Origin of the sequence: Bradyrhizobium sp. ISRA442 (assembly GCF_038085055.1) — a bacterium.
Classification (GTDB): Bacteria; Pseudomonadota; Alphaproteobacteria; order Rhizobiales; family Xanthobacteraceae; genus Bradyrhizobium.
This window is the reverse complement of record NZ_JALGCN010000003.1, coordinates 523,439-548,554: the sequence shown is the minus strand read 5'-3', so window position 1 is coordinate 548,554 and position 25,116 is coordinate 523,439. Positions and strand designations below refer to the sequence as shown.

Below are 25,116 nucleotides of genomic sequence, written 5' to 3'. Positions count from 1 at the left end.
ATTTATCGAGAGTTTTAAGTTAAAGGGCTGTTAAGGCCGGTTACCGCGCACTTAACAGACTTAAGGAAGCGTTACCGGGAACTGCGCGCGCCCTGTTGCGTGCCGCGGTGGCGGAACTTCAAATCGGTGCCCCCAGCGCCTAAATTTGCCCCATGGATCACGATTCCACCGATAACCCCGAGACTGCGCGCGCGCGCAAGGCTCGGCGCGGCGCGGCGCCGGGTGCCCCGACCGAGGAACTGGTGCCCCCGGACGTCGACCCCGCCGCGGCAAGCGGCGAGGACGAAGACGACGCGCGGCTGCCGGACATGCTGGAAGAGAGCGGCGCGATCGGCGAAGGCCCGCTCGCGACAGGCCATGAGGCGATCGAGCGCGCCGTCCGGCTCGCCCCTACCTCGGCCGGCGTCTATCGCATGCTGAATGCGAACGCCGACGTGCTCTATGTCGGCAAGGCCAAGAACGTCAAAAAGCGCCTGTCCAACTACGCCCGCGTGGGCGCGCCGCAGCCGGCGCGGATCCTGCGCATGATCGCAGCCACGGTCACCGTCGAGATCGTCTCGACCAACACCGAAACGGAAGCGCTGCTGCTCGAGGCCAACCTCATCAAGCAGCTCCGGCCGCGCTTCAACGTGCAGCTTCGCGACGACAAGTCGTTTCCCTACATCCTGATCACCGGCGACCATTGGGCGCCGCAGATCCTGAAGCACCGGGGCGCGCAGACCCGACCGGGGCGGTACTTCGGGCCATTCGCCTCCGCCGGCGCCGTCAACCGCACCATCACCGCCTTGCAGCGCGCGTTCCTGATCCGCTCCTGCACCGATTCGTTTTTCGAGAGCCGCAGCCGGCCCTGCCTGCTCTACCAGATCCGCCGCTGCGCCGGCCCCTGCACCCGCGAGATCGACTTTACGGGCTATACGACCCTGGTGCGCGAGGCGACCGACTTCCTGTCCGGCAAGAGCCAAGCGGTGAAGCAGGAGCTCGCCGCCGAGATGGAGAAGGCGTCCGGCGAGCTCGAATTCGAGCGCGCCGCGCTCTACCGCGACCGCCTCGCTGCACTCTCCGCGATCCAGTCGCAGCAGGGCATCAATCCGCGCACGGTGGAGGAAGCCGACGTGTTCGCCATCCACCAGGAAGGCGGCTTCTCCTGCGTCGAGGTGTTCTTCTTCCGCACCGGGCAGAACTGGGGCAACCGCGCCTATTTTCCGCGCGCGGAGAAGACCTTCACGCCGGAGGAAGTGCTCGGCTCCTTCCTTGCGCAGTTCTACGACGACAAACCGCCGCCGAAGCTTATCCTGCTCTCGCATGAGATCGAGGAGAGCGAGCTGCTTGCGAATGCGCTGTCGATCAAGGCCGGCCACAAGGTCGAGGTCACCGCGCCCAAGCGCGGCGAGAAGAAGGAGCTCGTCAGCCACGCGCTGACCAATGCGCGCGAGGCGCTGGGGCGCAAGCTCGCCGATACCGCGACGCAGAGCCGACTGCTCGAGGCGATGGCGGGAACGCTGAGCCTGCCGCATCCGCCAAAGCGGATCGAGGTCTACGACAACAGCCACATCCAGGGTACCAATGCGGTCGGCGCGATGATCGTCGCCGGCCCCGACGGCTTCGTGAAGAACCAGTACCGCAAGTTCAACATCAAGTCCGAGGGCCTCACGCCCGGCGACGACTACGCCATGATGCGCGAGGTGCTGCAGCGCCGGTTCAAACGCCTGCTCAGCCCGCCGGAAGAGAGTGCGGCCAAGGCCAAGGACGACGACTTCCCGCAATGGCCGGACCTCGTCATCATCGACGGCGGCCGTGGCCAGCTCAACGCCGTGCGCGAGATCTTCGAGAGTCTCGGTCTCACCCAGGTCTCGCTGATGTCGGTCGCCAAGGGCCCGGACCGGGATGCCGGCCGCGAGACCCTGTTCATGCCGGACCGCGAGGCGATCAAGCTCGAGCCGCGCGATCCCGTGCTCTATTTCATCCAGCGCCTGCGAGACGAGGCCCACCGCTTCGTCATCGGCTCGCACCGCAAGCTGCGCAAGAAGGACATCCGTGAGGCCGGTTTGCAGGAGATCCCGGGCATCGGCCCGTCACGCAAACGTGCCTTGTTGCATCATTTCGGAACGTTGAAGGAGATCGAGCGGGCCTCGATCGCCGATCTCGGCAAGGTTCCGGGGGTGAGCGCCGAGAGCGCACGCAGGATTTTCGAGTATTTCCATCCCCAACCGGGGTGAACTAAAGGGGATCGTAGTCATATGGTCGTCGTGTCCCCGTCCCATTTGGGGGCGGACGGTTGACCTTCATGCCACAGCGGTATTGGTAGAGCGGATGAACATCGCCACGACACGAGGGGCCGCCAAGAGCTCGATGTCCCTCCCGAACATCCTGACCTACGCCCGGATCGCCGCGGTCCCGGTCGTCGTCGGGTGCATCTATGCCCAGTCGATCATGGACCAGCCGCTCTGGTTGCGCTGGGTGGCGGTCGCCATCTTCATCGCGGCAGGCGTGACCGATTACCTCGACGGCTATTACGCCCGCATCTGGAATCAGCAATCGGCGTTCGGGCGGATGCTCGACCCGATCGCCGACAAGCTCCTGGTCTCCTCGTGCCTCTTGATGCTGGCCGCCGACGGCATCATCCATGGCTGGTCGCTATGGGCCGCCATCGTCATCCTGTGCCGCGAGATCCTGGTGTCGGGCCTGCGCGAATATCTGGCGGCACTGCGGGTCAGCGTGCCCGTGACCAAGCTTGCCAAGTGGAAGACCACGATCCAGCTCGTCGCGATCGGCTTCCTGCTCGCGGGCGAAGCCGGCGACCAGGTGGTGCCGGTGGTCACGCAGATCGGCCTCTTGCTGTTGTGGATCTCGGCGATCTTCACGATCTACACCGGTTACGATTATTTCCGCGCCGGCATCCATCACCTCATCAGGGAGGATGAGGGATGAAGCTGAAATACTTCGCCTGGGTGCGCGAGCGGATCGGCAAGGCCGAGGAAACCGTCGAGCCGCCAGCGAGCGTACGCACCGTAGAGGAGCTGATCGCCTGGCTGTCCGGCCGGAGCGAGGCCCATGCCTATGCCTTCGAGAAGCCGAAGGTGATCCGCGCCGCGATCGACCACGCCCATGTCAGGCCGGACGCCACGATCGCGGGCGCACGCGAGATCGCATTCTTTCCGCCGATGACCGGCGGCTAGCGGCATCGGTATGACCGGCCCCGTCACCATCCGCATCCAAGAGGACGATTTCGACGTCGCGCGCGAGATCGCGGGCCTGACGAAGGGCCGCACCGACGTCGGCGCGGTCGTGAGCTTCTCCGGCATCTGCCGCGGCGACGAGGACAGCGCGAAGATTTCGGCGCTCACGCTCGAGCACTATCCGGGCATGGCGGAGGAAGAGATCCGGCGCCATGTCGACGAGGCGACCTCGCGCTGGCCATTGAACGGCGTCACGATCATCCATCGCGTCGGCCGGATCACGCCCGGCGAAAACATCGTACTGGTGGTGACGGCCTCGCAGCACCGCCAGGCGGCGTTCCAGGCGGCAGAGTTTCTGATGGACTACCTCAAGACCAGCGCCCCGTTCTGGAAGAAGGAAGAGAGCGGCAGCGGCACCGGCTGGGTCGAGGCCCACGCCCGTGACGACGCGGCCGCCGCACGCTGGACCAAATCCTAATGGCAAGAACATCGAAGAAGACACCGCGCGGCCGCGCCATCCCAAAACTTGCGAAAGTCGGAGCCGGCGAGCTCGTCACGCTGCTCGATTACGTGCGCTATGGGGTGAGCCGTTTCGTCGAGGCCAAGCTCGCCTTCGCGCATGGCACCACCGATCCCGTGGCGGAGGCCGCCTTCCTGGTCAGCGAGGCGCTTCACCTCCGCCCCGACCAGTTCGAAGTCTTTGCCAATGCCAGGGTCACCGCGGCGGAGGGCAAGATCATCCTCGACCTCATCAACAAGCGCGTCACCACCCGCAAGCCGGCCGCCTATCTCGTCAACAAGATCTACATGCGCGGCCTGCCCTTCTATGTCGACGAACGCGTGATCGTTCCGCGCTCGTTCATTGGCGAACTGCTGGAGTCGCATTTCGGCGGCGACGGCGAAGCCGGCTCCCTCCTCGACGATCCCTCGGCCGTCGGACGGGTGCTCGACCTCTGCACCGGCTCGGGATGCCTTGCGATCCTCGCTGCGCATCATTTCCCGAACGCCGTGATCGATGCCGTCGACATCTCCAAAGGCGCGCTCGAGGTTGCCGCGCGCAATGTCAGAGAGCACGGGCTCGAGCATCGCGTCACGCTTCATCGCGGCGATCTTTTCACGCCCCTTGGCGACGACAGCTACGACCTGATCATCTCCAATCCGCCCTATGTCGACGCGGAAGGCATGGCCGCGCTGCCGCCGGAGTGTCGGGCCGAGCCGAAGCTCGCCTTCGACGGCGGGTTCGACGGTCTCGACGTGGTGCGTCGAATCCTGCGCGATGCGCCCAAACACCTTGCGCCGCAAGGCGGCCTGCTTTGCGAGATCGGACGCGGCCGCGAGTTGCTCGACGAAGCCTTCCCGGAACTGCCGCTGCTCTGGCTCGATACCGAGGAGTCCGAGGGCGAGGTGTTCTGGATCGCCGCCGCCGACCTCGGCTGATCCCCGGCAGCGCACGCCCGCGCAGCATCGGAACAAGTCAAACACCGCCACGTTCATCCCCGAAAGAACGTCTCGGCTGCCGGAGGATGTCCGTATGCTTGCGCCGTCGGGCGAATTGCTGCGCACGGGGTTGACGCTCAAGGCCAACCACCTCAAGCGCGCGACCCAATCCTACCTGCGCGACCGCGCCAACCAGACGACCGGCCGGATGACCTCGTACGCGATCGCCGCCGGATTGTTCGCGGTCGCGGGCCTGCTCGTCGTCGCGGCCTGTTTCGTCGGCTTGATGGCCCTGTTCCGCTGGATCGAGCTCTATTACGGGCAATTCTGGGCCTTCGGCGCGGTCGGCGCGGTCCTGCTGGCGGTCGCGGCGATCTGCGCCGGCATGGCCATGATCCAGATGCGCCGTCCCGCCAAATCCGTCGTGCCTCTCGCGAGCCGATTGCGGGTGGCGGTCACCACGCCCCGGATCCCCCGTGGGACGGTAACGCAGGCCGTCAAGGAGGTCGCGACCACGATACCTCTGGTGCCGCTCGCACCGGGCGAGAGGCAAAGAGGTCAACCCTCGCCTTTCGGCAGCAACCGCTCGGTGCAACTTGGCTTGATGCTCGCAGCCATCGGGCTGTTGGGCATGACGGCGGCGCGTCGCAGGCGCTACAGCCGCCGACCGGATGCATGATGCTGGCCCGGCGCTCCGAGCAGCTCGATAGCTGGCTTCTGGTCGCGGCCACCACCATCCTGGTCCTGACCGCCGAGCGCTACCTCAAGGCGTCCGGCTTCATGCAATCGGAGCCTGTGCCGGATCGCCGCAACAGCGAGACAAGTTCGCCCGAGACGAACGCCGCGCGCGCAGCCGCGCAGACGGGCCGCGGCCGCCGGTCCAAAAGCCCGTTCGCGATCCGCTGGGCGGGGTGGAAGGATATCGGCTGGCGCACCTATCAGCGCATCAGTGACGATCGCCTGCTCGCGACCGCCGGAGGCGTCGTCTTCTTCGGGCTGCTCGCGATCTTTCCCGCCGTGACCGCGCTCGTGTCGTCATACGGCCTGTTTGCCGACCCCTCGACGATCAGCGCCAATCTGCAGACGCTGGCGACGATGCTGCCCGAGGGCTCGTTCCAGATCGTCGAGGATCAAGTCGCGCGCGTGGTCTCGAAAGGCAACACGGCGCTCGGCGCCACCTTCCTGTTCGGCCTCGTGCTGGCGATCTGGAGCGCCAACGCCGGTGTCAAGTCAATCTTTGACGCCCTCAATGTCGCCTATGAGGAGCGCGAGAAGCGCAGCTTCATACGGCTCAATCTGGTGTCCCTTGCCTTCACGGTCGGAAGCATCATGGCACTCCTGGTGATGGTGGGCGCGGTGGTCGCCTTCCCGCTCGCGCTCAATCATCTGGGCCTCGCCCCCGAGAGCAAGCTGATCGTTGCGCTCGCGCGGTGGCCGCTATTGTTCGTCATTCTGCTGATCGCACTTGCCGTCCTCTACCGCTTCGCCCCCAGCCGGGACCCGCCACGCTGGCAATGGCTGAGCATCGGCGCAGTGATGGCCGCCGTGCTCTGGATCGCCGGCTCGGCGCTGCTGTCCTGGTATCTGTCGGAATTCGCCAACTACAGTGCCACCTACGGCTCGCTCGGTGCAGCGATCGGCTTGATGATGTGGATGTGGGTGTCCGCCATCGTCATCATGTTCGGGGCTGAGCTGAACTCGGAAATCGAACGGCAGACGCGGCGGACCACCGGGCAGCCCAAGCCTCTCGGCAGCCGCGAAGCGGTATCGGCCGATACGGTCGGGGCCGCCGCACCATCCTAGTTCGATGGTCAGACCGAACATGATGACGATCTGACCACCGCCGCGCTCAGTTCAGCGCTTACTGATCACCGCCTCCAGATATTCGCTGTGCACGACCACCGTGCCGTCGTCGGCGTGGTTGAACTCGCCGAGCAGGCTCAACAGATCGCGCCGCAGCGCGGCCTGGCCGGTCTCATCGAGCGCGGCGAAGGCTTTGAGCATCGGGCCATAGAACGACTTGAATATCTCGAGCCAGTGCATGGGCGAGCGATAGCGGAACACGAACATCCTGGGCTCGGCGGCGATCTCGGACGCCTGGCTGCCGAACATCTCGTCGAGCCGCGCCGCGGTGCCCCATAGGGCGGGCGACTTCACGCCGGCCGGCGGCGGCAGGTGCTTGCCGATCGTCTTGAAGAGCTGTCCGATGAAGCCCTGCGGCGTCCAGTTGGCGAGTCCGATCTTGCCGCCGGGTTTGCAGACCCGCGCGAGTTCGGACGCCGCCTTGTCCTGGTCCGGCGTGAACATGACGCCGAATGTCGAGACCACCACATCGAAGCTCGCATCGGCAAACGGCAGCGCTTCGGCGTCCGCCTCGCGGAATTCGACCATCAGATGCTCCGCCGCGGCCCGTTCACGGCCGCGCCTGAGCAGCGACGGCACGTAATCTGTGGATGTGACCTCGCACCAGCGCCGCGCCGCGGCCAGCGTGGCATTGCCGTTGCCAGCGGCGACGTCGAGCACTCTGCTACCGGCGCGCAGGTCGAGCGCCTCGCAGAGCTGCTCGCCGACGATCTGCAAGGTCGTGCCGACAATGGCATAATCGCCGGACGACCAGGCGCCGTGCTGACGCTGCTTGACGGCGGCAAGGTCGGGTTGGGTTTCGATCTTGTTGCTGAGCGCTGCGGATGTCGACATGGCCATCTCCTGTGGTTGAGAGTGCCGGGACGATAGGGCGCACGCGATCGGCTGGCCTTGAGAGGCTCGTTATTTTACCCTGAGAGCCGCTTTATTTCCGAGCGGGAGCCGAGGCGAAGGTGGCGTTCCGGTTCGAGGACTTCGTACTTGACCCCGCGCGCCGCGAACTGCGGCGGGCGGACACGCTGATTGCGCTCGAGCCCCAGGTGTTCGATCTCCTGATCTATCTGGTCCGCAACCGCGAGCGTGTGGTGACGCGGGACAATCTGCTCGATGCGGTCTGGAACGGCCGCGTCGTCTCGGATTCCACGCTGACGAGCCGGATCAACGCGGCGCGGCGCGCGGTGAATGATTCCGGCGAGGAGCAGCGGCTGATCCGCACCGTGGCGCGCAAGGGCGTACGCTTCGTCGGCGAGGTGCGTGAAGCCGCCATCGCCGGCAGTCCCGCCATCCCGATACAGCCGGTCGAGGCGGCTCCGGCCGGCCTGCCGCTGCCCGATCGCCCTGCGATCGCGGTGCTGCCCTTCACCAACATGAGCGGCGAGGCCGAGCAGGACTATTTCTCCGACGGCATCAGCGAGGACATCATCACGGCGCTGTCGAAGTTGCGCTGGTTCTTCGTTATCGCGCGCAACTCCTCCTTCATCTATAAGGGCCGCACCGTTCATCTGCGGCAGATCGCCAAGGAACTCGGCGTGCGTTACGTCGTCGAAGGCAGCGTCCGCAAGGGCGGCGGCCGCGTCCGCATCACGGCCCAGCTCAACGACGTCGCCAGCGGCAGTCATCTCTGGGCCGAACGCTACGATCGCGAGCTTGCCGATGTGTTCGCCGTGCAGGACGAGATCACGGAGGCGATCGTCGCCGCGATCGAGCCGCAGCTCTATGCCGCCGAAAGCTTCCGCGCCCAGCGCAAGCCGACCGACAGCATGGACGCCTGGGATCTGTTGATGCGGGCGCTGTCGCATTACTGGCGGGTGACGCGACAGGATCATGTGGTCGCGCAGGCGCTGCTCGAAAAGGCCATCGCGCTCGACCCGAATTACGGCAAGGCACTCGGGCTGCTCGGCACCAGCTACATGTTCACGGCCCATATGGGCTGGATGGAGATGGCATCGGCAATGTCGGCCGCCGAACGCGCCGCGCGTGCCGCGATCCACGCCGACGACGAGGACGCCTGGGCGCACAACGCGCTCGGCCACGTCCATCTGTTCGCGCGGCGGTTCGACGACTGCCTCGCCGAATTCGAGACCGCGCTGCGGCTCAATCCGAACTTCGCGCTGGCGCAGGGCTATTACGGGCTGGCCCTCAGCTATTGCGGCCGCTGGCAGGACGCCGACACCGCTGCGCGCCGCGCGATCCGCCTCAGCCCACGCGACCCCTATGCGCCGGTCTATTTCGGCATCAAAGCCTATGCCCGCTTCCTCGGCGCCGACTACGAGGAGGCGATCCGGCTGGCGCAGGAGTCCTTACGCCAGCGCGGCGACTTCGTCGGCGCGCACAGGGTACTGACCTCCGCCGCCGGCATGGCGGGACATACCGAGATCGCCCGTGCGGCACTGCTGGAACTCCGCCGCGCCCAGCCGAATGTCTCACTCGCCTGGATCGCCGAGTTCATGCCGATCAAGCTCGCCCCGGATCGCGAGCGTTACCTGGAAGGCTTCCGCCGTGCCGGCCTGACGTGAGCCGCAACGAGGCCGCTATCCCCTCGAATCAACAATGATGTTAAGCTCACCCCGCTTGGGGGAGCATGCGGCGTGACGGGTCGGAACGGCAGCCCGTGCTTTCCCGGAAGAGGCAATCAGCTCTTGGGGCGTGACGCGCGGCATGATTCGCATTTCGACGATCTTCATCGCCATCTGCATGGTTCTGGTCGCGGCCTCGCTCGGGCTCGTACTGTATTCGGTCGCCGGCATCAGCGGCACGGAGTCAGCCATCGTGGCGCTGACCGCGCTGACTTTCCTGATCCTCTACAATGCGGTCTCGATGCGGCTGCGCGACCGCAGCGACGTCGGCACCCAGATCGCCGACCTGTCGCGCGGCACCGCCGACCTTGCTCGCCAGGTCGCCGAGTTCGGGCGCCGGCTCGCGGCAATCGAAGGGCGCATCGCTTCGGCCAACTCGACCAACTCCGACCGGATCCAGTCCGTCGTCGGCGAGATCAATGAGCTCGGCGGGCTGGTCAAGCAGCTCGCCGCGACCGTATCGGCCCATGAGGACCTGCTGACCAGCGCCCCGCCGGTAGCTGCCACCCCGGTTGCCAAGCCGGAACCGGGCGCACCGCTCGAATTTGTCGCGACGAGCGAGGAGAAGCCCGTCGCTCCGCCCCTGCCGCCGGCCGCGCCACGACCGACGGCAGCCCTGCAGACCGCAGGCGGGCGCAGCCAGACCCAGCTTTTGGCCACGCTGCGGAGCGCGATCGACGAGAACCGCATCGACATCTTCCTCCAGCCGATGGTGACGCTGCCGCAACGCAAGGTCCGCTTCTACGAGGCGGTGACGCGGGTGCGCGACGAGCGCGACCAGCTCATCGCGGCGGAGGAGTTCATCAGCATTGCCGAAACCTCGGGGCTGATCGGACGCATCGACAACATGGTGATGCTGCGCTGCGTGCAGGTGCTGCGCCGGCTCATGGTGCGCAACAAGGATGTCGGCGTGTTCTGCAACGTCGCCGCCTCCACGCTCAGCAACTCCACCACCTTCGCGCAATGCCTCGACTTCCTCGAAGCCAACCGGGCACTCGCGCCCTCGCTGGTGCTGGAGTTCAAGCAGTCGACGCTCCGCAACCTCGGCCCGGCCGAGACCGAAAATCTCGCGGCGCTCGCCCAGCGCGGCTTCCGCTTCTCGATCGACCATGTCACGGACTTGCGGATCGAGCCGCGCGAGCTGGCCGACCGCGGCGTGCGCTTCATCAAGGTGCCGGCCGCCCTTCTGCTCGACCCGAAGCAGGCCTCGGCCTCGGACATCCACCCGTCCGACCTGTCCGACCTGCTCGGCCGTTTCGGCATCGACCTGATCGCCGAGCGGATCGAGGGCGAGCGCGCGGTGGTTGATCTGCTCGACTATGACGTACGGTTCGGCCAGGGTTTCCTGTTCGCGCCGCCCCGGCCATTGCGGCCGGAGGGTGCATCTGCTACGGCCGGAGCCTCGCCGAACCCGGCGCAGGACATTCAGGGATCCAATGTCTCCGGTACCCCCAGCCCCGTGGCGACGCCTGCCGCGCCTCCGTCACAACGTATCACCGGCAATGCGGCACTCGCGCGCCGCATCTGATCGGCCGCGCGCATCATGACCACGCTGCATTTCGTCGAAAGCCTGCGCGATCTCGTGGGCGGCGTGGACGTCGTGCTCAGCGATATCTGGGGCGTGGTCCATAACGGCCTGGAATCCTTCCCCGAGGCGTGCGAGGCGCTGCACACCTATCGCAGCCGCGGCGGTACGGTGATTTTGATCACCAACGCGCCCCGCCCCGCCGATTCCGTGCAGCGGCAACTGCGCAAGCTCGGCGTCGCCGACGAGACCTATGACGCGATCGTCTCTTCGGGCGATCTGACGCGGCTCTATGTCGCCGACCATCCCGGCCGCAAGATGTTCTGGCTCGGCCCCGAGCGTGACAACTCGATCTATCGCGGTCTCGACGCGGTGCTCGCGCCGCTGGAGGAGGCCGACTACATCGTCTGCACCGGCCTCTATGACGACGAGACCGAAACGGCGGAAGACTATCGCGGCATGATGCTGCAGGCGCGCGAGCGCAAGCTGACGCTGGTCTGCGCCAACCCCGATATCGTGGTGGAGCGCGGCGACCGTCTGATCTATTGCGCGGGTGCGATCGCCGAACTCTATCGCGAGCTCGGCGGCGAGGTGATCTTCTACGGCAAGCCGCACCGGCCGATCTACGAGCGCGCGATGTCGCTCGCCGGCGAACGCCAGGGTCACCAGATCGACCGGAAGAAGGTGCTGGCAATCGGCGATTCCGTCCGCACCGACCTCACCGGGGCGCGCGAGTTCGGCATCGATTGCCTGTTCGTCACCCGCGGCATCCATTCCGAGGAGTTCGAGGGTCTCGACCAGCTCGACCCGGCCTCCGTGATGGAGTTGTTCGGCCACCCGCCGAAGGCGCTGATCCGCGAATTGAAGTGGTGAACATCTAGCCTTTCGTCATCGTTCCGGACGCGCGAAGCGCAACCCGGAATGACATCGAGAAACGCAAATGCCCGGGACAAGCCCGGGCATCCAAATCTCTCTTCTCTCTGATGACGATGGGGCGCTTACGCGCTCGCCATATCCGGGAAGACCGCCTCGATCTTGGTCTTCAGCGTCGCCGCGTTGAACGGCTTGACGATGTAGTTGTTCACGCCGGCCTTCTTGGCCGCGATCACGTTCTCGGTCTTGGATTCCGCCGTGATCATGATGAAGGGCGTGGTGGCGAGGTTGGGATCCGCGCGCACTTCGCGCAGCAGGTCGTAACCCGTCATCGGCTCCATATTCCAGTCGGAGATCACGAGCCCGTACTTCTTGCCGCGCATCTTGTTCAGCGCCGCCGAACCGTCGCTGGCATCATCGATATTCTCGAAGCCAAGCTGCTTCAGCAGATTTCTGATGATACGGATCATGGTGCTGTAGTCATCCACCACCAGGACCGGCATCGACAAATCAACCGCCATCTCGACTCCCCCAACGCATACCCAGGAATATTATGATCGGACCCGCCGGACCGAAGATCCCGCAGTTCCACGTTTCAAGGACTAGCATCAAGGCGTTAAACAGCGCGTTAACTGGGCCTATCGACCAAGGTCTGAAATCGTCTCCAACGCGGCCGTATCCCCCGCTTGACTTCATCCGGCGGGTCAAGCCACGGTCCGGACCGGTCCCGCCGCCTCGAGAATTCCCCTGATGGCCCCGCATTTTACCGTTATCCGCGACACCACACCGGCCTCCGCGATTCCGAGGGGCGCAGTGGTCGCCATGGGCAATTTCGACGGGGTTCATCTCGGACATCGCGCCGTGATTGCCGCGGCGCTGGAAATGGGCAGGACGCATGGCCGTCCGGCGCTGGCGTTGACCTTCGAGCCGCATCCGCGGCGGTTTTTCAGCCCTAACACCCCGCAATTCCGCCTGACCGATGAGGCGGCAAAACTGCGGCTGCTGGCCGGCACCGGGCTTGCCGGCGCCGTGGTCATGACCTTCGACAAGGCCCGCGCCGGGACCAGCGCGCAAGATTTCATTCACCATGACCTGATCGGCCGTCTCGGCGTCAGCGGGATCGCGGTCGGTTACGACTTCCATTTCGGCAAGGGCCGGGTCGGCTCGCCGGGCCTGCTGGTCAACGAGGCGCCCCGGCTCGGCATCGAGGTCGACGTGCAGCCGCATGTCGATATCGACGAGCGGCCGGTCTCCTCCAGCGCTATCCGGATCGCGCTCGCGGAGGGGCAGCTCAACGAGGCCACCGCCATGCTCGGCGCCCCCTGGTTCGTGACCGGCGAGGTCGTCCATGGCGAAAAACGCGGCCGGGACCTCGGCTATCCCACGGCCAACATCCGCCTGGATGACAATTGCGGCCTGAAGCACGGAATCTACGCAGTGCGGATCGGACGCGGCACCGAGCGCCTGGATGGGGTGGCGAGCTTCGGCCGACGCCCGACCTTCGACAACGGCGCACCGCTCCTGGAGATATTCCTGTTCGACTTCAAGGGCGACCTCTACGGGCAGGTGCTGGACTGTGCCTTCATAGGCTTCATCCGCGAAGAGCTGAAATTCGACAGCATCGAGACCCTGATCCGTCAGATGGACGACGATTCCGCCCGCGCCCGCGCCATGCTGGCCGCCGCCCCGGACGCATTTCCGAGGCTGGGAACGATCGATTGAGGGGCCCACGGCCTGCTGCCCGCCCCCTTTGCGCTTCCCCGGCCCGGCTGCTATGGAGAGCCCATGTTTGCGCGGCGCATCATAGGGATTAGCGGCCCGGCTTCCGCCTGAGCCTTTCGGCTCGGCGCAAGACCGGGATTTTGTCGTTTCACCCCCGCGATTCCAGTCGCCATCCGTTCCCGCGCCCTTCCGAGCCAGTCATCCTCATGTCCGAAAAGCCGCAAAAGTCCGACGCCAAAGACTATTCCAAGACGCTGTTCCTGCCCCAGACGGAATTCCCGATGCGCGCAGGCCTGCCGCAGCGCGAGCCGGAGATCCTCAAGCGCTGGTACGAGATCGGCCTCTACGAGAAGCTGCGGGCCGCCGCACGCGGCCGCGAAAAATTCGTGCTGCATGACGGCCCGCCCTATGCCAACGGCAACATCCATATCGGCACCGCGCTGAACAAGATCCTGAAGGATCTCGTCACCAAGAGCCAGCAGATGCTCGGCTTCGATTCCAACTACGTGCCGGGCTGGGACTGCCACGGCCTGCCGATCGAGTGGAAGGTCGAGGAGGAGAACTATCGCAAGAAGGGCAAGCAGAAGCCGGATTTTCGCGACAGTGCCGCGATGATCGACTTCCGCAGGGAATGCCGCGCCTATGCGACGCACTGGCTCAACGTGCAGCGCGAGGAATTCAAGCGTCTCGGCGTGATCGGCGACTGGGCGCATCCCTACGCCACCATGAACTATCCGGCGGAAGCCCAGATCGCGCGCGAGCTGATGAAGTTCGCCGCCAACGGCACGCTCTATCGCGGCTCCAAGCCGGTGATGTGGAGCGTGGTCGAGAAGACGGCGCTGGCGGAAGCCGAGGTCGAATACGAGGACTACACGTCCGACATGGTCTGGGTGAAATTCCCGGTGATCTCTCCGGCACACGGTGCGCTTGCCTCCGCAAGTGTCGTGATCTGGACCACCACACCCTGGACGCTGCCGGGCAACCGCGCCATCTCGTTCTCGCCCAAGATCGCCTACGGCCTTTACAAGGTCACGGATGCGCCGGCGGATAACTGGGCCAAAACAGGCGATCTCCTGATCCTCGCCGATGCGCTCGCCGAAGAGGTGTTCAAGCAGGCACGCGTGAACGCCTATGAAAAGGTGCGCGACATTCCCGGCGACACCATGGACGCGATCGAATGCGCCCATCCGCTGAAGGGCCTTGCCGGCGGCTACGAGTTCATCGTGCCGCTGCTGCCGGGCGACCACGTCACCGACGACACCGGCACCGGCTTCGTGCACACGGCGCCCGGCCATGGCCGCGAGGACTTCGATGCCTGGATGGCGCAGGCGCGCGATTTGGATGCGCGCGGCATCAACACGGCGATCCCCTACACCGTCGACGAGAACGGCGCCTACACCGATCATGCGCCGGGTTTTGTTGGCAAACGCGTCATCAACGACAAGGGCGAGAAGGGCGACGCCAACGACGCCGTGATCAAGGCGCTGGTCGACAGGGGCATGCTGCTCGCACGCGGCCGGCTGAAGCACCAGTATCCGCATTCCTGGCGTTCCAAGAAGCCGGTGATCTTCCGCAACACGCCGCAATGGTTCATCGCGATGGACAAGGACGTCGCGGTAAACGGCAAGACCAAATCCGGCGACACGCTGCGCGCCCGCGCGCTGCAGGCGATCTCGGTGACGCAATGGGTGCCGCCATCGGGCGAGAACCGCATCAACGGCATGATCGAGGCGCGGCCTGACTGGGTGATCTCGCGCCAGCGCGCCTGGGGCGTGCCGATCGCCGTATTCGTGCGCGAGAAGGGCGACGGGTCCGCCGAGATCCTCCAGGACGACGCGGTCAACGTCCGGATCGGCGAGGCCTTCGAGAAGGAAGGCGCCGACGCCTGGTACGCGCAGGGCGCGCGCGAACGCTTCCTCGGCCCGCGCGCGAGCGAGGACTGGCAGAAGGTCGACGACATTCTCGACGTCTGGTTCGATTCCGGCTCGACGCACGCCTTCGTGCTCGAAGACCCCGTGCATTTCCCCGGCCTTGCCGGCATCAAGCGCAAGGTCGACGGCGGCAAGGACACCGTGATGTATCTGGAGGGCTCGGACCAGCATCGCGGCTGGTTCCACTCCTCGCTGCTGGAAAGCTGCGGAACGCGGGGGCGCGCGCCCTACGACATCGTGCTGACGCACGGCTTCACCCAGGACGAGCACGGCCGCAAAATGTCGAAGTCGCTCGGCAACACGATCGAGCCGCAAGCGGTCATCAAGGAATCCGGCGCCGACATTTTGCGGCTCTGGGTCGCCGCCTGCGACTACACCGACGACCAGCGCATCGGCCCCGAGATCCTGAAGAACACGGTCGAGACCTATCGCAAGCTGCGCAACACCGTGCGCTGGATGCTCGGCACGCTGCATCACTACAAGCCGGCCTACGCGGTCGCGCCGGCCGAGATGCCCGAGCTCGAACGGCTGATGCTGCACGAGCTCGCGGTGCGCGCCAGCGCAGTCCGCAAGGCCTACCGGGAGTTCGACTACAAGACAGTGGTCGCGATCCTGTCGGCCTTCCTCAACAGCGAGCTCTCCGCGTTCTATTTCGACATCCGCAAGGACACGCTCTATTGCGATCCGCCGTCCTCGCTGACGCGCAAGGCGGCGCTGACCACGATCGACCTGCTCTGCAACGCGATCCTGAAATGGCTGGCGCCGATCCTGAGCTTTACCGCGGAGGAAGCCTGGCGGATGTACAGACCGGATGCCGAGCCCTCTGTGCATCTGACGCTGTTCCCGGAAGGTCTGGAAAAACTCCGCGACGACAAGCTCGCCGCGAAATGGGAGACGATCCGCAACGTTCGCCGCGTCGTCACCGGCGCATTGGAGCTCGAGCGCGCCGCCAAGAATATCGGCTCGTCGCTCGAGGCCTCGCCGGTGATCTACGTGGCTGACCGGAACACGATGATGACGCTGTTCGACACCGATCTCGCCGAGGTCTGCATCACCTCGAGCTATGAGGTGCGTGAGGGCGAGGCGCCCGCTACTGCGTTCCGCCTTGATGCCGTTCCCGGCGTCGCCGTCGTGGTCGAAAAGGCGGTCGGCACCAAATGCGCCCGCTCCTGGAAGATCTCACCGACGGTTGGCGAAGATCCTGAATATCCCGATGTCACCCCGCGCGACGCCAAGGCGCTGCGCGAGTGGAAGGCGCTGGGGGTAGCGGTCTAAATCTCCACCCGCCGTCCTTGCGAAAGCCAGGACCCATTACCACCGCTGTCCAACGTAGCGAAGGTCGATGACCCCGAGTCTTCCAAACAACTATCACCCGGGGTTACCGCGACGAGCGCAGAGCGCTCGCGCGGGGGTCCCGGCCTTCGCCGGGACGATGGCGGAGTTTCTGGCCACGGGAGTGAGCACCTCCGCATGACCCCACTCCGCGCCGGCATCATCTCGGCCGTGGCCACGGTCGTGCTCGACCAGGCTTCAAAGCTCTGGCTGCTGAACATCTTCGACCTCGCCCATCGCGGTGTGGTGCGCCTCACGCCGTTTTTCGACCTGGTGCTGGCCTGGAATATCGGGATCAGCTTCGGCTGGCTCCAGAACGACGGTCAGGCGGCACAGATCGCGCTGATGGTCGTGAAGGCGGTCGCCGTGGTCGCGCTGGCGGTCTGGATGGCCCGGTCGCACACCCGGCTCGCGACGGTGGCACTGGGGCTCATCATCGGCGGCGCCATCGGCAACGGCATCGACCGCCTGGCCTACGGCGCGGTGGTCGATTTTGCCCTGTTTCACATCCAGATCGGCGAAACGATCTATAATTGGTACGTTTTCAACCTGGCGGACGTGGCCATCGTTGCTGGGGTGGCGGCCCTATTGTATGATTCCTTCCTGGGGGTACCCGCCGCAAAAGCGCCCTGATCCCGGCCGATACGGCCGGGGGTGGAACCGTGCTTGCGAGGGTCGGCCGTGCCTGGCGCGGCGATCTGCCACAATATGGAACAGGTACAGTAATGCGCAGCTCCGAGACCAGCGGTTCGATGGTTCGAGACCCCAAGCAGGGGATCTGGCGGGTGCTGAAATTGTCTGCCGTCGCACTTGGCATCGGCCTCGTCATGGCAACGGGCGCGGCCCGCGCCGGCGATGACGACGACGATGACGACATGACCTTCGAAGAGAAGCTCATCGACAACCTGATGTCCGGCCTCGGCGCCAAGAGCATGGAAAAGCCCGGCATCGAGTACCGCGAGCGCTCGCCGCTCGTCGTGCCGCCCAAGCTCGATCTGCCGCCGCCCGCCTCGACCCAAGCCAGCGTTGCGCCGAACTGGCCGAAGGATCCCGACGAGAAACGCCGCAAGGAGGCTATCGCCGCGCGGAAGAAGGCGAGCAAGGCAAAGGAGAACTGGGAGGCCGCCCGGCCGCTGACGCCGGCCGAAATGAATGCCGCCAAGACGGCCACGCCCACCCGCGAGAACAACGATCCGATCCAGCCCGGCACCAACGGCAACCCCTCGCTCATGCCGGCCGAGCTCGGCTATTCCGGCGGCCTCTTGGGCATGTTCAAGGGCAACAGCTCCGAGGAGAAGCAGTTTACGTCCGAACCCCCGCGTCAGTCGCTGGTCGAGCCACCGCCGGGATATCAGACGCCGTCTCCGAACTACGCTTATGGCGCCGGGCCGGACAAGTCGCGACGGATGTACTACGACATCATGTCCGGCAAGGAGAAGGAGCAATAGGCTCCTTGCCTGCGCGCGCTTGGACGCGTGGAACTGCCGCAATTGTCCGGTGTAGGTTGGACGCGGCAGATGACCTGTTTTTAAGTTCAACTTGACGGCGTTCTCTGCTTCGTGACGCGAAGCTCAAAGCCGCGCGGTGTAGCATGCCGCGCTTTTACGCCCGGACATCAGGATCCGGGCTTTCACAAGGATCGTGATGCCCTCATACCGATCGATTGCCTGCCTCCTCACCGCGCTGCTCTCGACATGTGCCCTCTCGGCCGGCAGCGCGCTCGCCCAGACCACGGTCACATCTGCACCGCCCGCGAGCTTCACGCTCAGCAACGGCCTCCAGGTCGTGGTCATCCCGGACCACCGCACGCCCGTGGTCACGGAGATGATCTGGTACAAGGTCGGCTCGGCCGACGAGACGCCGGGCAAGTCCGGACTTGCTCATTTCCTCGAGCATCTGATGTTCAAGGGTACGCAGAAGCATCCGGTCGGCGAGTTCTCCCAGACCGTGCTCCGCGTCGGCGGCAACGAGAACGCATCGACCTCGGTCGACTACACCAACTATTACCAGCGCGTGCCGCGCGAGCAGTTGCCGACCATGATGGAATTCGAGGCCGACCGCATGACCGGCCTCATCCTCAAGGACGAGAACGTGCTGCCCGAGCGTGACGTCGTGCTCGAAGAGTACAACATGCGCGTCGCCAACAATCCCGATGCCCGGCTCAACGAGCAGATCATGGCTGCGCTCTATCTCAACCATCCCTATGGCCGGCCGGTGATCGGCTGGCACCAGGAGATCGAGAAGCTCGACCGCGAGGATGCGCTCGCCTTCTACCGCCGCTTCTACGCGCCGAACAACGCGATCCTGGTGATCGCCGGCGACGTCGAGCTCGCCGATGTCCGTCCGCTCATCGAGCGCAATTTCGGACCGATCCCGGCCCAGCCCGCTATCCCGGCGCGGCGCATCCGTCCGCAGGAGCCGGAGCCGAGCGCCCCGCGTACTGTCACGCTCGCCGACGCACGCGTCGAGCAGCCCAATCTGCGACGCTACTATCTGGTGCCGTCGGCGACGACGGCAGCGCTTGGTGAGAGCGCAGCCCTCGACGTGCTCGCGCAGTTGATGGGAAGCGGCAGCAACTCCTATCTCTATCGCGCGCTTGTCGTCGATCGGCCGCTCGCAGTCTCCGCCAGCGCCAGCTACTCGAGCATCTCGCTCGATCCGACGCAGTTCTCGATCTCGGCCGCGCCGAAGCCCGGCGTCAGCTTTGCCGAGGTTGAGCAGGTGGTCGACGGCGTCATCGCCGATATCGTGCGGAACCCGATCCGCGCCGAAGACCTGGAACGGGTCAAGACCCAGCTCATTGCCGAAGCGATCTACGCCCAGGACAACCAGGCTGTGCTGGCGCGCTGGTATGGCGGCGCGCTGACCACGGGCCTGTCGATCGAAGACATCCGGAGCTGGCCGGACCGCATCCGCGCCGTCACCGCCGAGCAGGTTCGCGCCGCCGCACAGAAGTGGCTCGAGAAGAAGCGCTCGGTGACGGGCTATCTGATCAAGGACACCGCTGCCGCCAAGCGCGAGGAGAAGCGTTCGTGACCCATCCCTTCCTTGCCGCACGACAGATCGCCCTGTCCTTCGTCACCGGCGCTGCGCTGGCGCTGGCTGCGATTTCGCCGTCCGAGGCCGCCGCAAAGATCCAGCATCTCGTCTCGCCGGGCGGCATCGAGGCCTGGTTCGTCCAGGACGCGACGGTGCCGCTGATCGCCATGGAATATTCGTTCGCGGGCGGCTCGTCCCAGGATCCCAAGGACAAGGCTGGCGTCGCCAATCTCGTCGGCGACCTCCTCGACGAAGGCTCAGGCGACCTCGACTCCAAGACGTTCCACGAACGGCTGGACCGCCGTGCCATCGAGCTCAGCTTCAGCGCCAGCCGCGACACTTTCCGCGGCAGCCTGCGCATGCTGCGCGACAACAAGGACGAAGCCTTCGATCTGTTGCGGATGGCATTGACCTCGCCGCATTTCGACACCGTCGATGTCGAGCGGATCCGCTCGCAAGTCATCTCGGGGCTGCGCCGCGAGACCACCAACCCGACGTCGCTGGCAAGCCGCAAGTTCCTGGAGACCGCCTTTGGCGATCATCCCTACGGGCGGCAGACCAACGGCACGCTGGACAGCGTACCGACCATCACGGTCGCAGACTTGAAGGACTATGTCGGCCGCGTGCTTGCCAGGGACACGCTGAAGGTCGCAGTCGTCGGCGACGTCGATCCCGCGACCCTGGGCAAGCTGCTCGACCACACCTTCGGCAGCCTGCCCGCCAAGGCCAACCTTACACCGGTCCCCGACATCGAAGCCGCAAAGCCGCCGCAGCGCGCCTTCGTACCGCTCGACGTGCCGCAAACCGTGATCACCTTCGGCGGGCCCGGCTTCAAGCGCAACGATCCGAACTTCATGGCGGCCTATGTCGTCAACCATATCCTGGGCGGCGGCGGATTGTCCTCGCGGCTCTATCGCGAGGTCCGCGAGAAGCGGGGTCTCGCCTACTCGGTGTTCGAATCGCTGCTGTGGATGGAGCATTCGGCGCTGTTCATCGGCAATACCGGCACCCGCGCCGACCGCGCCGGCGAGACGATCGACGCCATCGAGAAGGAGGTGCGCCGCATCGCCGAGGAGGGCCCGACGCAGAAGGAGCTCGACGAGGCCAAGTCCTACCTCAAGGGCTCGCAGATGCTGGCGCTCGACACCTCCTCCAAGCTCGCGCAGGCGCTGCTGCAGTATCAGCAGGACAAGTTGCCGATCGACTATATCGAGAAGCGCAACGCGATCGTCGATGCGGTGACGCTGGACGACGCGAAGGCGGCCGCCAAGCGCCTGTGGGGTCAGGGGCTCCTGACCGTGGTCGTCGGCCGCGCCCCGCAGGCCGCCGCGCAGCCCGCGGCAGCACCGGTGACGAAGTCGAACTGAGCCGGCGTCGTAGTACTCCGCGCTCAGACACATGACACACTGCGCTCCCTCCCCCACAAGGGGAGGAGGGAACGGATAGAGCGCAGCAAGGCAAGTTCACCCAAAACCGCTATGTTGCGCGCACCCGAATCTTTTCCTGGTGCCACCATGCTGCGGATATCCCGCGATCTTGCCATCGACGAGGACGACATCGAGATCAGCTTCGTCCGTGCCTCCGGGCCGGGCGGGCAGAACGTCAACAAGGTCGCGACCTCGGCCCAACTGCGCTTCGACACAAGCAGGCTGACCCTGCCGGAAGACGCCAGCCTGCGCCTTGCCCGCATCGCCGGCCAGCGCATGACCAAGGACGGCGTCATCGTTATCCATGCGCAGCGCTTCCGCACCCAGGAGCGCAACCGGCAGGACGCCGTCGACCGCCTCGTCGGGATGCTGACCGAGGCCATGGTCCGGCCGACGCCGCGGCGCGCGACCCGGCCGACATTCGCCTCCAAGCAACGCCGGCTCGAAGGCAAGAAGCGTCGCAGCGACATCAAGGCGAAGCGCGGCGGGCGCTTCGACGATTGAGTGACAAGAAGGCCTCCAGCCGCAAAGCGACTGGAGGTTTGCTGTTTCGCGTCTCGGCGTTAGTAGCGCTTGCCGCCGGCGGCATTGCCCGAAGCGGAACCATCGACCGACCCTCTGGGCGCTGCGCTGCCCGTGGTGCCGCCCGCGCCCTTCGTCCCCTTGGTGGACTTCATGCCAGTCTTCTCGCCAGCAGCACCCGGCTGTGCGCCGACATCGTCATCCTCGCTGCCTACCGCGCCGCCCTGCATGGGCTTGCTTTGCACAGTGCCGCGTGTAGTCGCGCCGGGTGACGCACCTTGTGCAAAAACGGGCGTCGCAATGAGAGCCGAGAGAGCGCATGCGATCACAGAGGTCTTCACCAACTTCATCCATTTCTCCTGGATTTTTTCGCGATGAACGGATCGGCTGCTTCCTGCGCCGCTCGTCTGCACCGGACCATTTCATCGCGTAGAGAGCTCGAACGGCGCGGTCGTCATGCAATCCGCGTCGTGTGGTCATCGTTTAGGGATTTCGGGGCTATTTCGCGGAATTCTGCTCCTCATATGCGGCAGCGCGGAACACACGCAGACCGCGAGCGCCTCCGCTTGCAGCGAAACAGCCCGCTACTACCACCGCTCATTTGACGCCGCCTAGAGTTCGCGCAAGTCGACGTTGATCTGGATGAGCGGACTCTTGGCGATGCGCTTAGCCGTGCTGGGATTGTGCACCGCGGTGGTGCTGGTGGTGCGGGTCGCCGACGCGCAAATGCCGTTGCCCGCCGCAACGCCGCCGGATGGCGCGACGCTGTTCAAGCAGCAATGCGCGGTGTGCCACACGATGGACACGTCAGCACCGATGCGGCAAGGCCCGCCACTGGTCAGGATCGTCGGACGACCGGCCGGCAAAGTCGACGGCTTTCGCTATTCACAGAACCTCGGGAACGCGGACTTCGTCTGGGACGAGGCCAGGCTCGATGCCTGGCTGACCAATCCGCAAGCCGTCATTCCCGGCGCGGTCATGACCTACCGGCAGGCGAGGCCGGAGACGCGCGCTGCCATCATTGCCTATCTCAAGGAGCAGAACTGAATGGCGAAACCGGTTCACTCCATGATCCGCGTGCTCGACGAGGCGCGATCTCTCGACTTCTACAAGCGCGCCTTCGACCTCGAAGTCGCCGATCACCTGAAGTTCGCAGACTTCGCCCTGATCTATCTGCGTCACCCCTCCTCACCTTTCGAGGTGGAGCTGACCGTGAATTTCGATCGCAAGGAACCGTATGCGCTCGGCGACGGCTACGGCCATCTCGCCGTGGTGGTCGAGGATCTCGACGCCGAGCATGCCCGCTTCGAGCGCGAGAAGCTCGCGCCGGGACCGCTGCGCGACTTCAAGCACGACGGCAGGACACTGGCGCGCTTCTTCTTCGTCAGTGATCCCGATGGCTACAAGATCGAGGTGATCCAGCGGGGCGGACGTTTCAACTGACCAAATCACATATCCAGGGAGGAAATCCATGAGAGAAGTCGATCGTCGAAGCAAGCACAGCCGCCGCGTCTTTCTCAAGGGCGCGGCGACGGCCGTGCCAGTCGCGGCCGTGGCAACCAGCCTCAGTGTCAGCATCGAGAGCGCCTGGGCCGATGATGCGAGCGCGCTCTCACCCGCGACGATGAAGACCCTGCTGAAGGTCGCACGCGACATCTACCCGCACGACGTTCTCGGCGACAGCTACTACATCATCGCGATCAAGCCGTGGGACGGCAAGGCGGCCAAGGACCCCGCCGTCAAGTCCCTCATCAGCAACGGCGTCGCCAGGCTCGATCAGAATGCGCGCGACCGCCACAAGGTGCCCTATGCCGAGGTGCCCTGGGAAGCCGACCGCGTGGTGCTGCTGAAGGAGATTGAGCAGAGCGACTTCTTCCAGAAGGTACGCGGAGACCTCATCGTGTCGCTCTACAACCAGAAAGCGGTCTGGCCGCGGTTTGGCTACGAGGGCTCCTCCGCCGAGCACGGCGGCTACATCAACCGCGGCTTCGCCGACATCGACTGGCTGCCGAAGGCTTAAGTCGCACCCCAACGGTTCAGGAGAACGCATATGGCAAAATTCGATCTGAACGACAGCGGCGTTGTGGTGATCGTCGGTTCGGGTGCCGGAGGCGGCACGCTGGGCAACGAGCTCGCGCAGAAGGGCGTCAAGGTCGTCATCCTCGAGGCAGGTCCCCGCATCGAGAACCAGGACTTCATCAACGATGAGTGGGACAGTTTTTCCCAGCTCGCGTGGTCGGACGCGCGCACCACCTCGGGCACATGGCGCGTCGCCAAGGACTTCCCGAATCTTCCCGCCTGGATCGTCAAGGCGGTCGGCGGCTCCACGGTGCATTGGGCCGGCGCCTCGCTCCGCTTCGACGAGCACGAGTTCAAGGTGAAGAGCACCTACGGCAACATTCCCGGCGCGAATCTTCTGGACTGGCCGGTCACGCTCGCGGAAATGGAGCCGTGGTACGCCAAGGCCGAGAACAAGATGGGCGTGACCCGCACCAACGGCATTCCCGGCCTCCCCGGCAACAATAACTTCAAGGTACTCGAGGCCGGCGCCAGGAAGCTCGGCTACAAGACCGTGCACACCGGCAACATGGCGATCAACAGCCAGCCGCGCGACGGACGCGGCTCCTGCCAGCAGATCGGCTTCTGCTTCCAGGGCTGCAAATCCGGCGCGAAATGGTCGACGCTCTACACCGAAATCCCGAAGGGCGAAGCGACCGGCAATCTCGAGGTCCGGCCGAGCAGCATGGTGATCAAGATCGAGCACGATGCGAGCGGCAAGGTGACCGGCGTGGTCTATGCCGACGAGACCGGCACGACGCAGCGCCAGAAGGCGCGTATCGTTGCGGTGGCAGGCAACTCGATCGAGAGCCCTCGGCTCCTCCTCAACAGCGCCTCGACCATGTTCCCCGATGGCCTTGCCAATTCGAGCGGCCAGGTCGGCCGCAACTACATGCGCCACATGACCGGCAGCGTCTACGCAGTGTTCGAGAAGTCGGTGCACATGTATCGCGGTACGACCATGGCCGGCATCATCCGCGATGAGGCGGCCAACGATCCGAAGCGCGGTTTCGTCGGCGGCTACGAGATGGAGACGCTGTCCGTCGGACTGCCCTTCATGGCGGCTTTCCTCAATCCCGGCGCCTGGGGACGACCGTTCACCGCCGCCCTCGACGGCTATTCGCGGATGGCCGGCATGTGGCTGGTCGGTGAGGACATGCCGCAAGAGACCAACCGCATCACGCTCGATCCGGCCGTGAAGGACAAGTTCGGACTGCCGGTCGCGAGCGTGCATTTCGACGACCATCCCAACGACGTTGCGATGCGCGCTCACGCCTACAAGCAAGGGGCGGCGGTCTACGACGCCGTCGGCGCCACCGTGACTTATCCGACGCCGCCTTATCCGAGCACCCACAATCTCGGCACCAACCGGATGAGCGAGAAGCCGCGCGATGGCGTCGTCAACAAGTTCGGTCAGACCCACGACATCAAGAATCTGTTCGTCTCGGACGGCAGCCAGTTCACCAGCGGTGCAGCCTGCAATCCGACGCTGACCATCGTCGCGCTCGCGATCCGGCAGGCCGACTACATCGCCGGCGCGATGCAGAAGAAGGAGATCTGAGACCCGATATAGCGAAGCGGCTCTGTCCTGCCGGACAGAGCCGCTTTTGCTTTCGAAGGAGCGCCCGAGCCGTC

The 25,116-nt window shown here is 65.2% G+C and carries 24 protein-coding genes; 21 read left to right on the top strand and 3 right to left on the bottom strand.

Annotation, left to right across the window (positions count from 1 at the left end; genetic code table 11):
* The first annotated feature begins 152 nt into the window (after positions 1 to 152).
* The 7 genes from uvrC (at position 153) to MTR72_RS08805 (ending at position 6,416) form a co-directional block, all read left to right on the top strand.
* Positions 153 to 2,216 (top strand): excinuclease ABC subunit UvrC, encoded by a 2,064-nt coding sequence (gene uvrC / locus MTR72_RS08835; protein WP_280968442.1) that lies wholly within the window; start codon positions 153 to 155, stop codon positions 2,214 to 2,216.
* A 94-nt stretch (positions 2,217 to 2,310) separates the two neighbouring features.
* A complete protein-coding gene (gene pgsA / locus MTR72_RS08830) occupies positions 2,311 to 2,928 on the top strand; it encodes a CDP-diacylglycerol--glycerol-3-phosphate 3-phosphatidyltransferase (RefSeq protein WP_280968441.1) in 618 nt (205 codons plus the stop codon).
* Positions 2,925 to 3,176, top strand: coding sequence for a molybdopterin converting factor subunit 1 (gene moaD, locus MTR72_RS08825; RefSeq protein ID WP_280968440.1), 252 nt, complete (start codon positions 2,925 to 2,927; stop codon positions 3,174 to 3,176). Before pgsA ends, moaD begins: the two co-directional genes overlap by 4 nt.
* A 10-nt stretch (positions 3,177 to 3,186) precedes the next feature.
* Complete coding sequence (locus MTR72_RS08820) at positions 3,187 to 3,654, top strand: molybdenum cofactor biosynthesis protein MoaE (RefSeq protein WP_280968439.1); 468 nt, start codon at positions 3,187 to 3,189, stop codon at positions 3,652 to 3,654.
* Positions 3,654 to 4,613 (top strand): 50S ribosomal protein L3 N(5)-glutamine methyltransferase, encoded by a 960-nt coding sequence (prmB, locus tag MTR72_RS08815; protein WP_280968438.1) that lies wholly within the window; start codon positions 3,654 to 3,656, stop codon positions 4,611 to 4,613. Before MTR72_RS08820 ends, prmB begins: the two co-directional genes overlap by 1 nt.
* A 94-nt stretch (positions 4,614 to 4,707) precedes the next feature.
* Positions 4,708 to 5,292: a phage holin family protein gene (locus MTR72_RS08810; protein WP_280968437.1), complete on the top strand. Its 585-nt coding sequence runs from the start codon at positions 4,708 to 4,710 to the stop codon at positions 5,290 to 5,292.
* Positions 5,292 to 6,416: a YihY/virulence factor BrkB family protein gene (locus MTR72_RS08805; protein ID WP_341510304.1), complete on the top strand. Its 1,125-nt coding sequence runs from the start codon at positions 5,292 to 5,294 to the stop codon at positions 6,414 to 6,416. The genes MTR72_RS08810 and MTR72_RS08805 overlap by 1 nt, the downstream gene beginning before the upstream one ends.
* A gap of 51 nt (positions 6,417 to 6,467) precedes the next feature.
* Here MTR72_RS08805 and MTR72_RS08800 read toward each other — a convergent pair whose 3' ends face one another.
* Positions 6,468 to 7,310, bottom strand: coding sequence for a class I SAM-dependent methyltransferase (locus tag MTR72_RS08800; RefSeq protein WP_280968435.1), 843 nt, complete (start codon positions 7,308 to 7,310; stop codon positions 6,468 to 6,470).
* Positions 7,311 to 7,429: 119 nt separating this feature from the next.
* Here MTR72_RS08800 and MTR72_RS08795 point away from each other — a divergent pair, with 119 nt between their 5' ends.
* The 3 genes from MTR72_RS08795 (at position 7,430) to MTR72_RS08785 (ending at position 11,450) form a co-directional block, all read left to right on the top strand.
* Entirely contained in the window at positions 7,430 to 8,992 is a 1,563-nt protein-coding gene (locus MTR72_RS08795) for a winged helix-turn-helix domain-containing protein (protein ID WP_280968434.1), read from the top strand.
* Between the two features lie 142 nt (positions 8,993 to 9,134).
* Positions 9,135 to 10,580 carry an EAL domain-containing protein gene (locus MTR72_RS08790; RefSeq protein WP_341510303.1) on the top strand — a complete coding sequence of 482 codons (1,446 nt, stop codon included), beginning with the start codon at positions 9,135 to 9,137 and terminating at the stop codon, positions 10,578 to 10,580.
* Positions 10,581 to 10,595: 15 nt separating this feature from the next.
* Complete coding sequence (locus MTR72_RS08785) at positions 10,596 to 11,450, top strand: TIGR01459 family HAD-type hydrolase (RefSeq protein WP_280968432.1); 855 nt, start codon at positions 10,596 to 10,598, stop codon at positions 11,448 to 11,450.
* A gap of 125 nt (positions 11,451 to 11,575) precedes the next feature.
* Here the strand turns inward: MTR72_RS08785 and MTR72_RS08780 are convergent, their stop codons facing one another.
* Complete coding sequence (locus MTR72_RS08780) at positions 11,576 to 11,971, bottom strand: response regulator (RefSeq protein ID WP_008567674.1); 396 nt, start codon at positions 11,969 to 11,971, stop codon at positions 11,576 to 11,578.
* 229 nt (positions 11,972 to 12,200) lie between these two features.
* Between MTR72_RS08780 and MTR72_RS08775 the strand changes: the two genes are divergently transcribed.
* The 7 genes from MTR72_RS08775 to arfB all read left to right on the top strand — a co-directional run bounded on the left by MTR72_RS08775 (position 12,201) and on the right by arfB (position 21,405).
* The gene (locus MTR72_RS08775; protein ID WP_280968431.1) at positions 12,201 to 13,172 is read left to right on the top strand and encodes a bifunctional riboflavin kinase/FAD synthetase; all 972 of its coding nucleotides are present in this window, start codon (positions 12,201 to 12,203) and stop codon (positions 13,170 to 13,172) included.
* Positions 13,173 to 13,378: 206 nt separating this feature from the next.
* On the top strand, positions 13,379 to 16,378 hold the full coding sequence (gene ileS / locus MTR72_RS08770) for an isoleucine--tRNA ligase (RefSeq protein WP_280968430.1): 3,000 nt from the start codon (positions 13,379 to 13,381) through the stop codon (positions 16,376 to 16,378).
* A 195-nt stretch (positions 16,379 to 16,573) separates the two neighbouring features.
* A complete protein-coding gene (lspA, locus tag MTR72_RS08765) occupies positions 16,574 to 17,068 on the top strand; it encodes a signal peptidase II (protein WP_280968429.1) in 495 nt (164 codons plus the stop codon).
* Between the two features lie 92 nt (positions 17,069 to 17,160).
* Positions 17,161 to 17,883 (top strand): hypothetical protein, encoded by a 723-nt coding sequence (locus MTR72_RS08760; protein WP_280968428.1) that lies wholly within the window; start codon positions 17,161 to 17,163, stop codon positions 17,881 to 17,883.
* 196 nt (positions 17,884 to 18,079) lie between these two features.
* A complete protein-coding gene (locus MTR72_RS08755) occupies positions 18,080 to 19,471 on the top strand; it encodes a M16 family metallopeptidase (RefSeq protein WP_341510302.1) in 1,392 nt (463 codons plus the stop codon).
* On the top strand, positions 19,468 to 20,841 hold the full coding sequence (locus MTR72_RS08750; RefSeq protein WP_280968426.1) for a M16 family metallopeptidase: 1,374 nt from the start codon (positions 19,468 to 19,470) through the stop codon (positions 20,839 to 20,841). Before MTR72_RS08755 ends, MTR72_RS08750 begins: the two co-directional genes overlap by 4 nt.
* Positions 20,842 to 20,988: 147 nt before the next feature.
* Positions 20,989 to 21,405, top strand: a complete 417-nt coding sequence (gene arfB, locus MTR72_RS08745) for an alternative ribosome rescue aminoacyl-tRNA hydrolase ArfB (RefSeq protein ID WP_280968425.1) — start codon at positions 20,989 to 20,991, stop codon at positions 21,403 to 21,405.
* A 59-nt stretch (positions 21,406 to 21,464) separates the two neighbouring features.
* Here the strand turns inward: arfB and MTR72_RS08740 are convergent, their stop codons facing one another.
* Positions 21,465 to 21,773: a hypothetical protein gene (locus tag MTR72_RS08740; protein WP_341510301.1), complete on the bottom strand. Its 309-nt coding sequence runs from the start codon at positions 21,771 to 21,773 to the stop codon at positions 21,465 to 21,467.
* A gap of 310 nt (positions 21,774 to 22,083) precedes the next feature.
* Between MTR72_RS08740 and MTR72_RS08735 the strand changes: the two genes are divergently transcribed.
* The 4 genes from MTR72_RS08735 to MTR72_RS08720 are packed head-to-tail and all read left to right on the top strand — an operon-like array spanning position 22,084 to position 25,042.
* Positions 22,084 to 22,470 (top strand): c-type cytochrome, encoded by a 387-nt coding sequence (locus MTR72_RS08735; protein ID WP_341510318.1) that lies wholly within the window; start codon positions 22,084 to 22,086, stop codon positions 22,468 to 22,470.
* Entirely contained in the window at positions 22,471 to 22,866 is a 396-nt protein-coding gene (locus MTR72_RS08730) for a VOC family protein (RefSeq protein ID WP_341510300.1), read from the top strand.
* 28 nt (positions 22,867 to 22,894) lie between these two features.
* On the top strand, positions 22,895 to 23,443 hold the full coding sequence (locus MTR72_RS08725) for a gluconate 2-dehydrogenase subunit 3 family protein (protein WP_280968423.1): 549 nt from the start codon (positions 22,895 to 22,897) through the stop codon (positions 23,441 to 23,443).
* 30 nt (positions 23,444 to 23,473) lie between these two features.
* A complete protein-coding gene (locus MTR72_RS08720; RefSeq protein ID WP_280968422.1) occupies positions 23,474 to 25,042 on the top strand; it encodes a GMC family oxidoreductase in 1,569 nt (522 codons plus the stop codon).
* The last annotated feature ends 74 nt before the right edge of the window (positions 25,043 to 25,116 follow it).

What these genes read in the sequence shown, in the direction of transcription:
- moaD (WP_280968440.1), top strand. Translation starts at nt 2,925, where the DNA reads ATGAAGCTGAAATACTTCGCCTGGGTGCGCGAGCGGATCGGCAAGGCC.
- MTR72_RS08800 (WP_280968435.1), bottom strand. Translation starts at nt 7,310, where the DNA reads ATGTCGACATCCGCAGCGCTCAGCAACAAGATCGAAACCCAACCCGAC.
- MTR72_RS08720 (WP_280968422.1), top strand. Translation starts at nt 23,474, where the DNA reads ATGGCAAAATTCGATCTGAACGACAGCGGCGTTGTGGTGATCGTCGGT.
- MTR72_RS08755 (WP_341510302.1), top strand. Translation starts at nt 18,080, where the DNA reads ATGCCCTCATACCGATCGATTGCCTGCCTCCTCACCGCGCTGCTCTCG.
- prmB (WP_280968438.1), top strand. Translation starts at nt 3,654, where the DNA reads ATGGCAAGAACATCGAAGAAGACACCGCGCGGCCGCGCCATCCCAAAA.
- MTR72_RS08810 (WP_280968437.1), top strand. Translation starts at nt 4,708, where the DNA reads ATGCTTGCGCCGTCGGGCGAATTGCTGCGCACGGGGTTGACGCTCAAG.
- uvrC (WP_280968442.1), top strand. Translation starts at nt 153, where the DNA reads ATGGATCACGATTCCACCGATAACCCCGAGACTGCGCGCGCGCGCAAG.
- pgsA (WP_280968441.1), top strand. Translation starts at nt 2,311, where the DNA reads ATGAACATCGCCACGACACGAGGGGCCGCCAAGAGCTCGATGTCCCTC.
- MTR72_RS08735 (WP_341510318.1), top strand. Translation starts at nt 22,084, where the DNA reads ATGCGCTTAGCCGTGCTGGGATTGTGCACCGCGGTGGTGCTGGTGGTG.
- lspA (WP_280968429.1), top strand. Translation starts at nt 16,574, where the DNA reads ATGACCCCACTCCGCGCCGGCATCATCTCGGCCGTGGCCACGGTCGTG.
- MTR72_RS08790 (WP_341510303.1), top strand. Translation starts at nt 9,135, where the DNA reads ATGATTCGCATTTCGACGATCTTCATCGCCATCTGCATGGTTCTGGTC.
- MTR72_RS08775 (WP_280968431.1), top strand. Translation starts at nt 12,201, where the DNA reads ATGGCCCCGCATTTTACCGTTATCCGCGACACCACACCGGCCTCCGCG.
- ileS (WP_280968430.1), top strand. Translation starts at nt 13,379, where the DNA reads ATGTCCGAAAAGCCGCAAAAGTCCGACGCCAAAGACTATTCCAAGACG.
- MTR72_RS08820 (WP_280968439.1), top strand. Translation starts at nt 3,187, where the DNA reads ATGACCGGCCCCGTCACCATCCGCATCCAAGAGGACGATTTCGACGTC.
- MTR72_RS08725 (WP_280968423.1), top strand. Translation starts at nt 22,895, where the DNA reads ATGAGAGAAGTCGATCGTCGAAGCAAGCACAGCCGCCGCGTCTTTCTC.
- MTR72_RS08785 (WP_280968432.1), top strand. Translation starts at nt 10,596, where the DNA reads ATGACCACGCTGCATTTCGTCGAAAGCCTGCGCGATCTCGTGGGCGGC.
- MTR72_RS08740 (WP_341510301.1), bottom strand. Translation starts at nt 21,773, where the DNA reads ATGAAGTTGGTGAAGACCTCTGTGATCGCATGCGCTCTCTCGGCTCTC.
- MTR72_RS08805 (WP_341510304.1), top strand. Translation starts at nt 5,292, where the DNA reads ATGCTGGCCCGGCGCTCCGAGCAGCTCGATAGCTGGCTTCTGGTCGCG.
- MTR72_RS08730 (WP_341510300.1), top strand. Translation starts at nt 22,471, where the DNA reads ATGGCGAAACCGGTTCACTCCATGATCCGCGTGCTCGACGAGGCGCGA.
- arfB (WP_280968425.1), top strand. Translation starts at nt 20,989, where the DNA reads ATGCTGCGGATATCCCGCGATCTTGCCATCGACGAGGACGACATCGAG.
- MTR72_RS08780 (WP_008567674.1), bottom strand. Translation starts at nt 11,971, where the DNA reads ATGGCGGTTGATTTGTCGATGCCGGTCCTGGTGGTGGATGACTACAGC.
- MTR72_RS08760 (WP_280968428.1), top strand. Translation starts at nt 17,161, where the DNA reads ATGCGCAGCTCCGAGACCAGCGGTTCGATGGTTCGAGACCCCAAGCAG.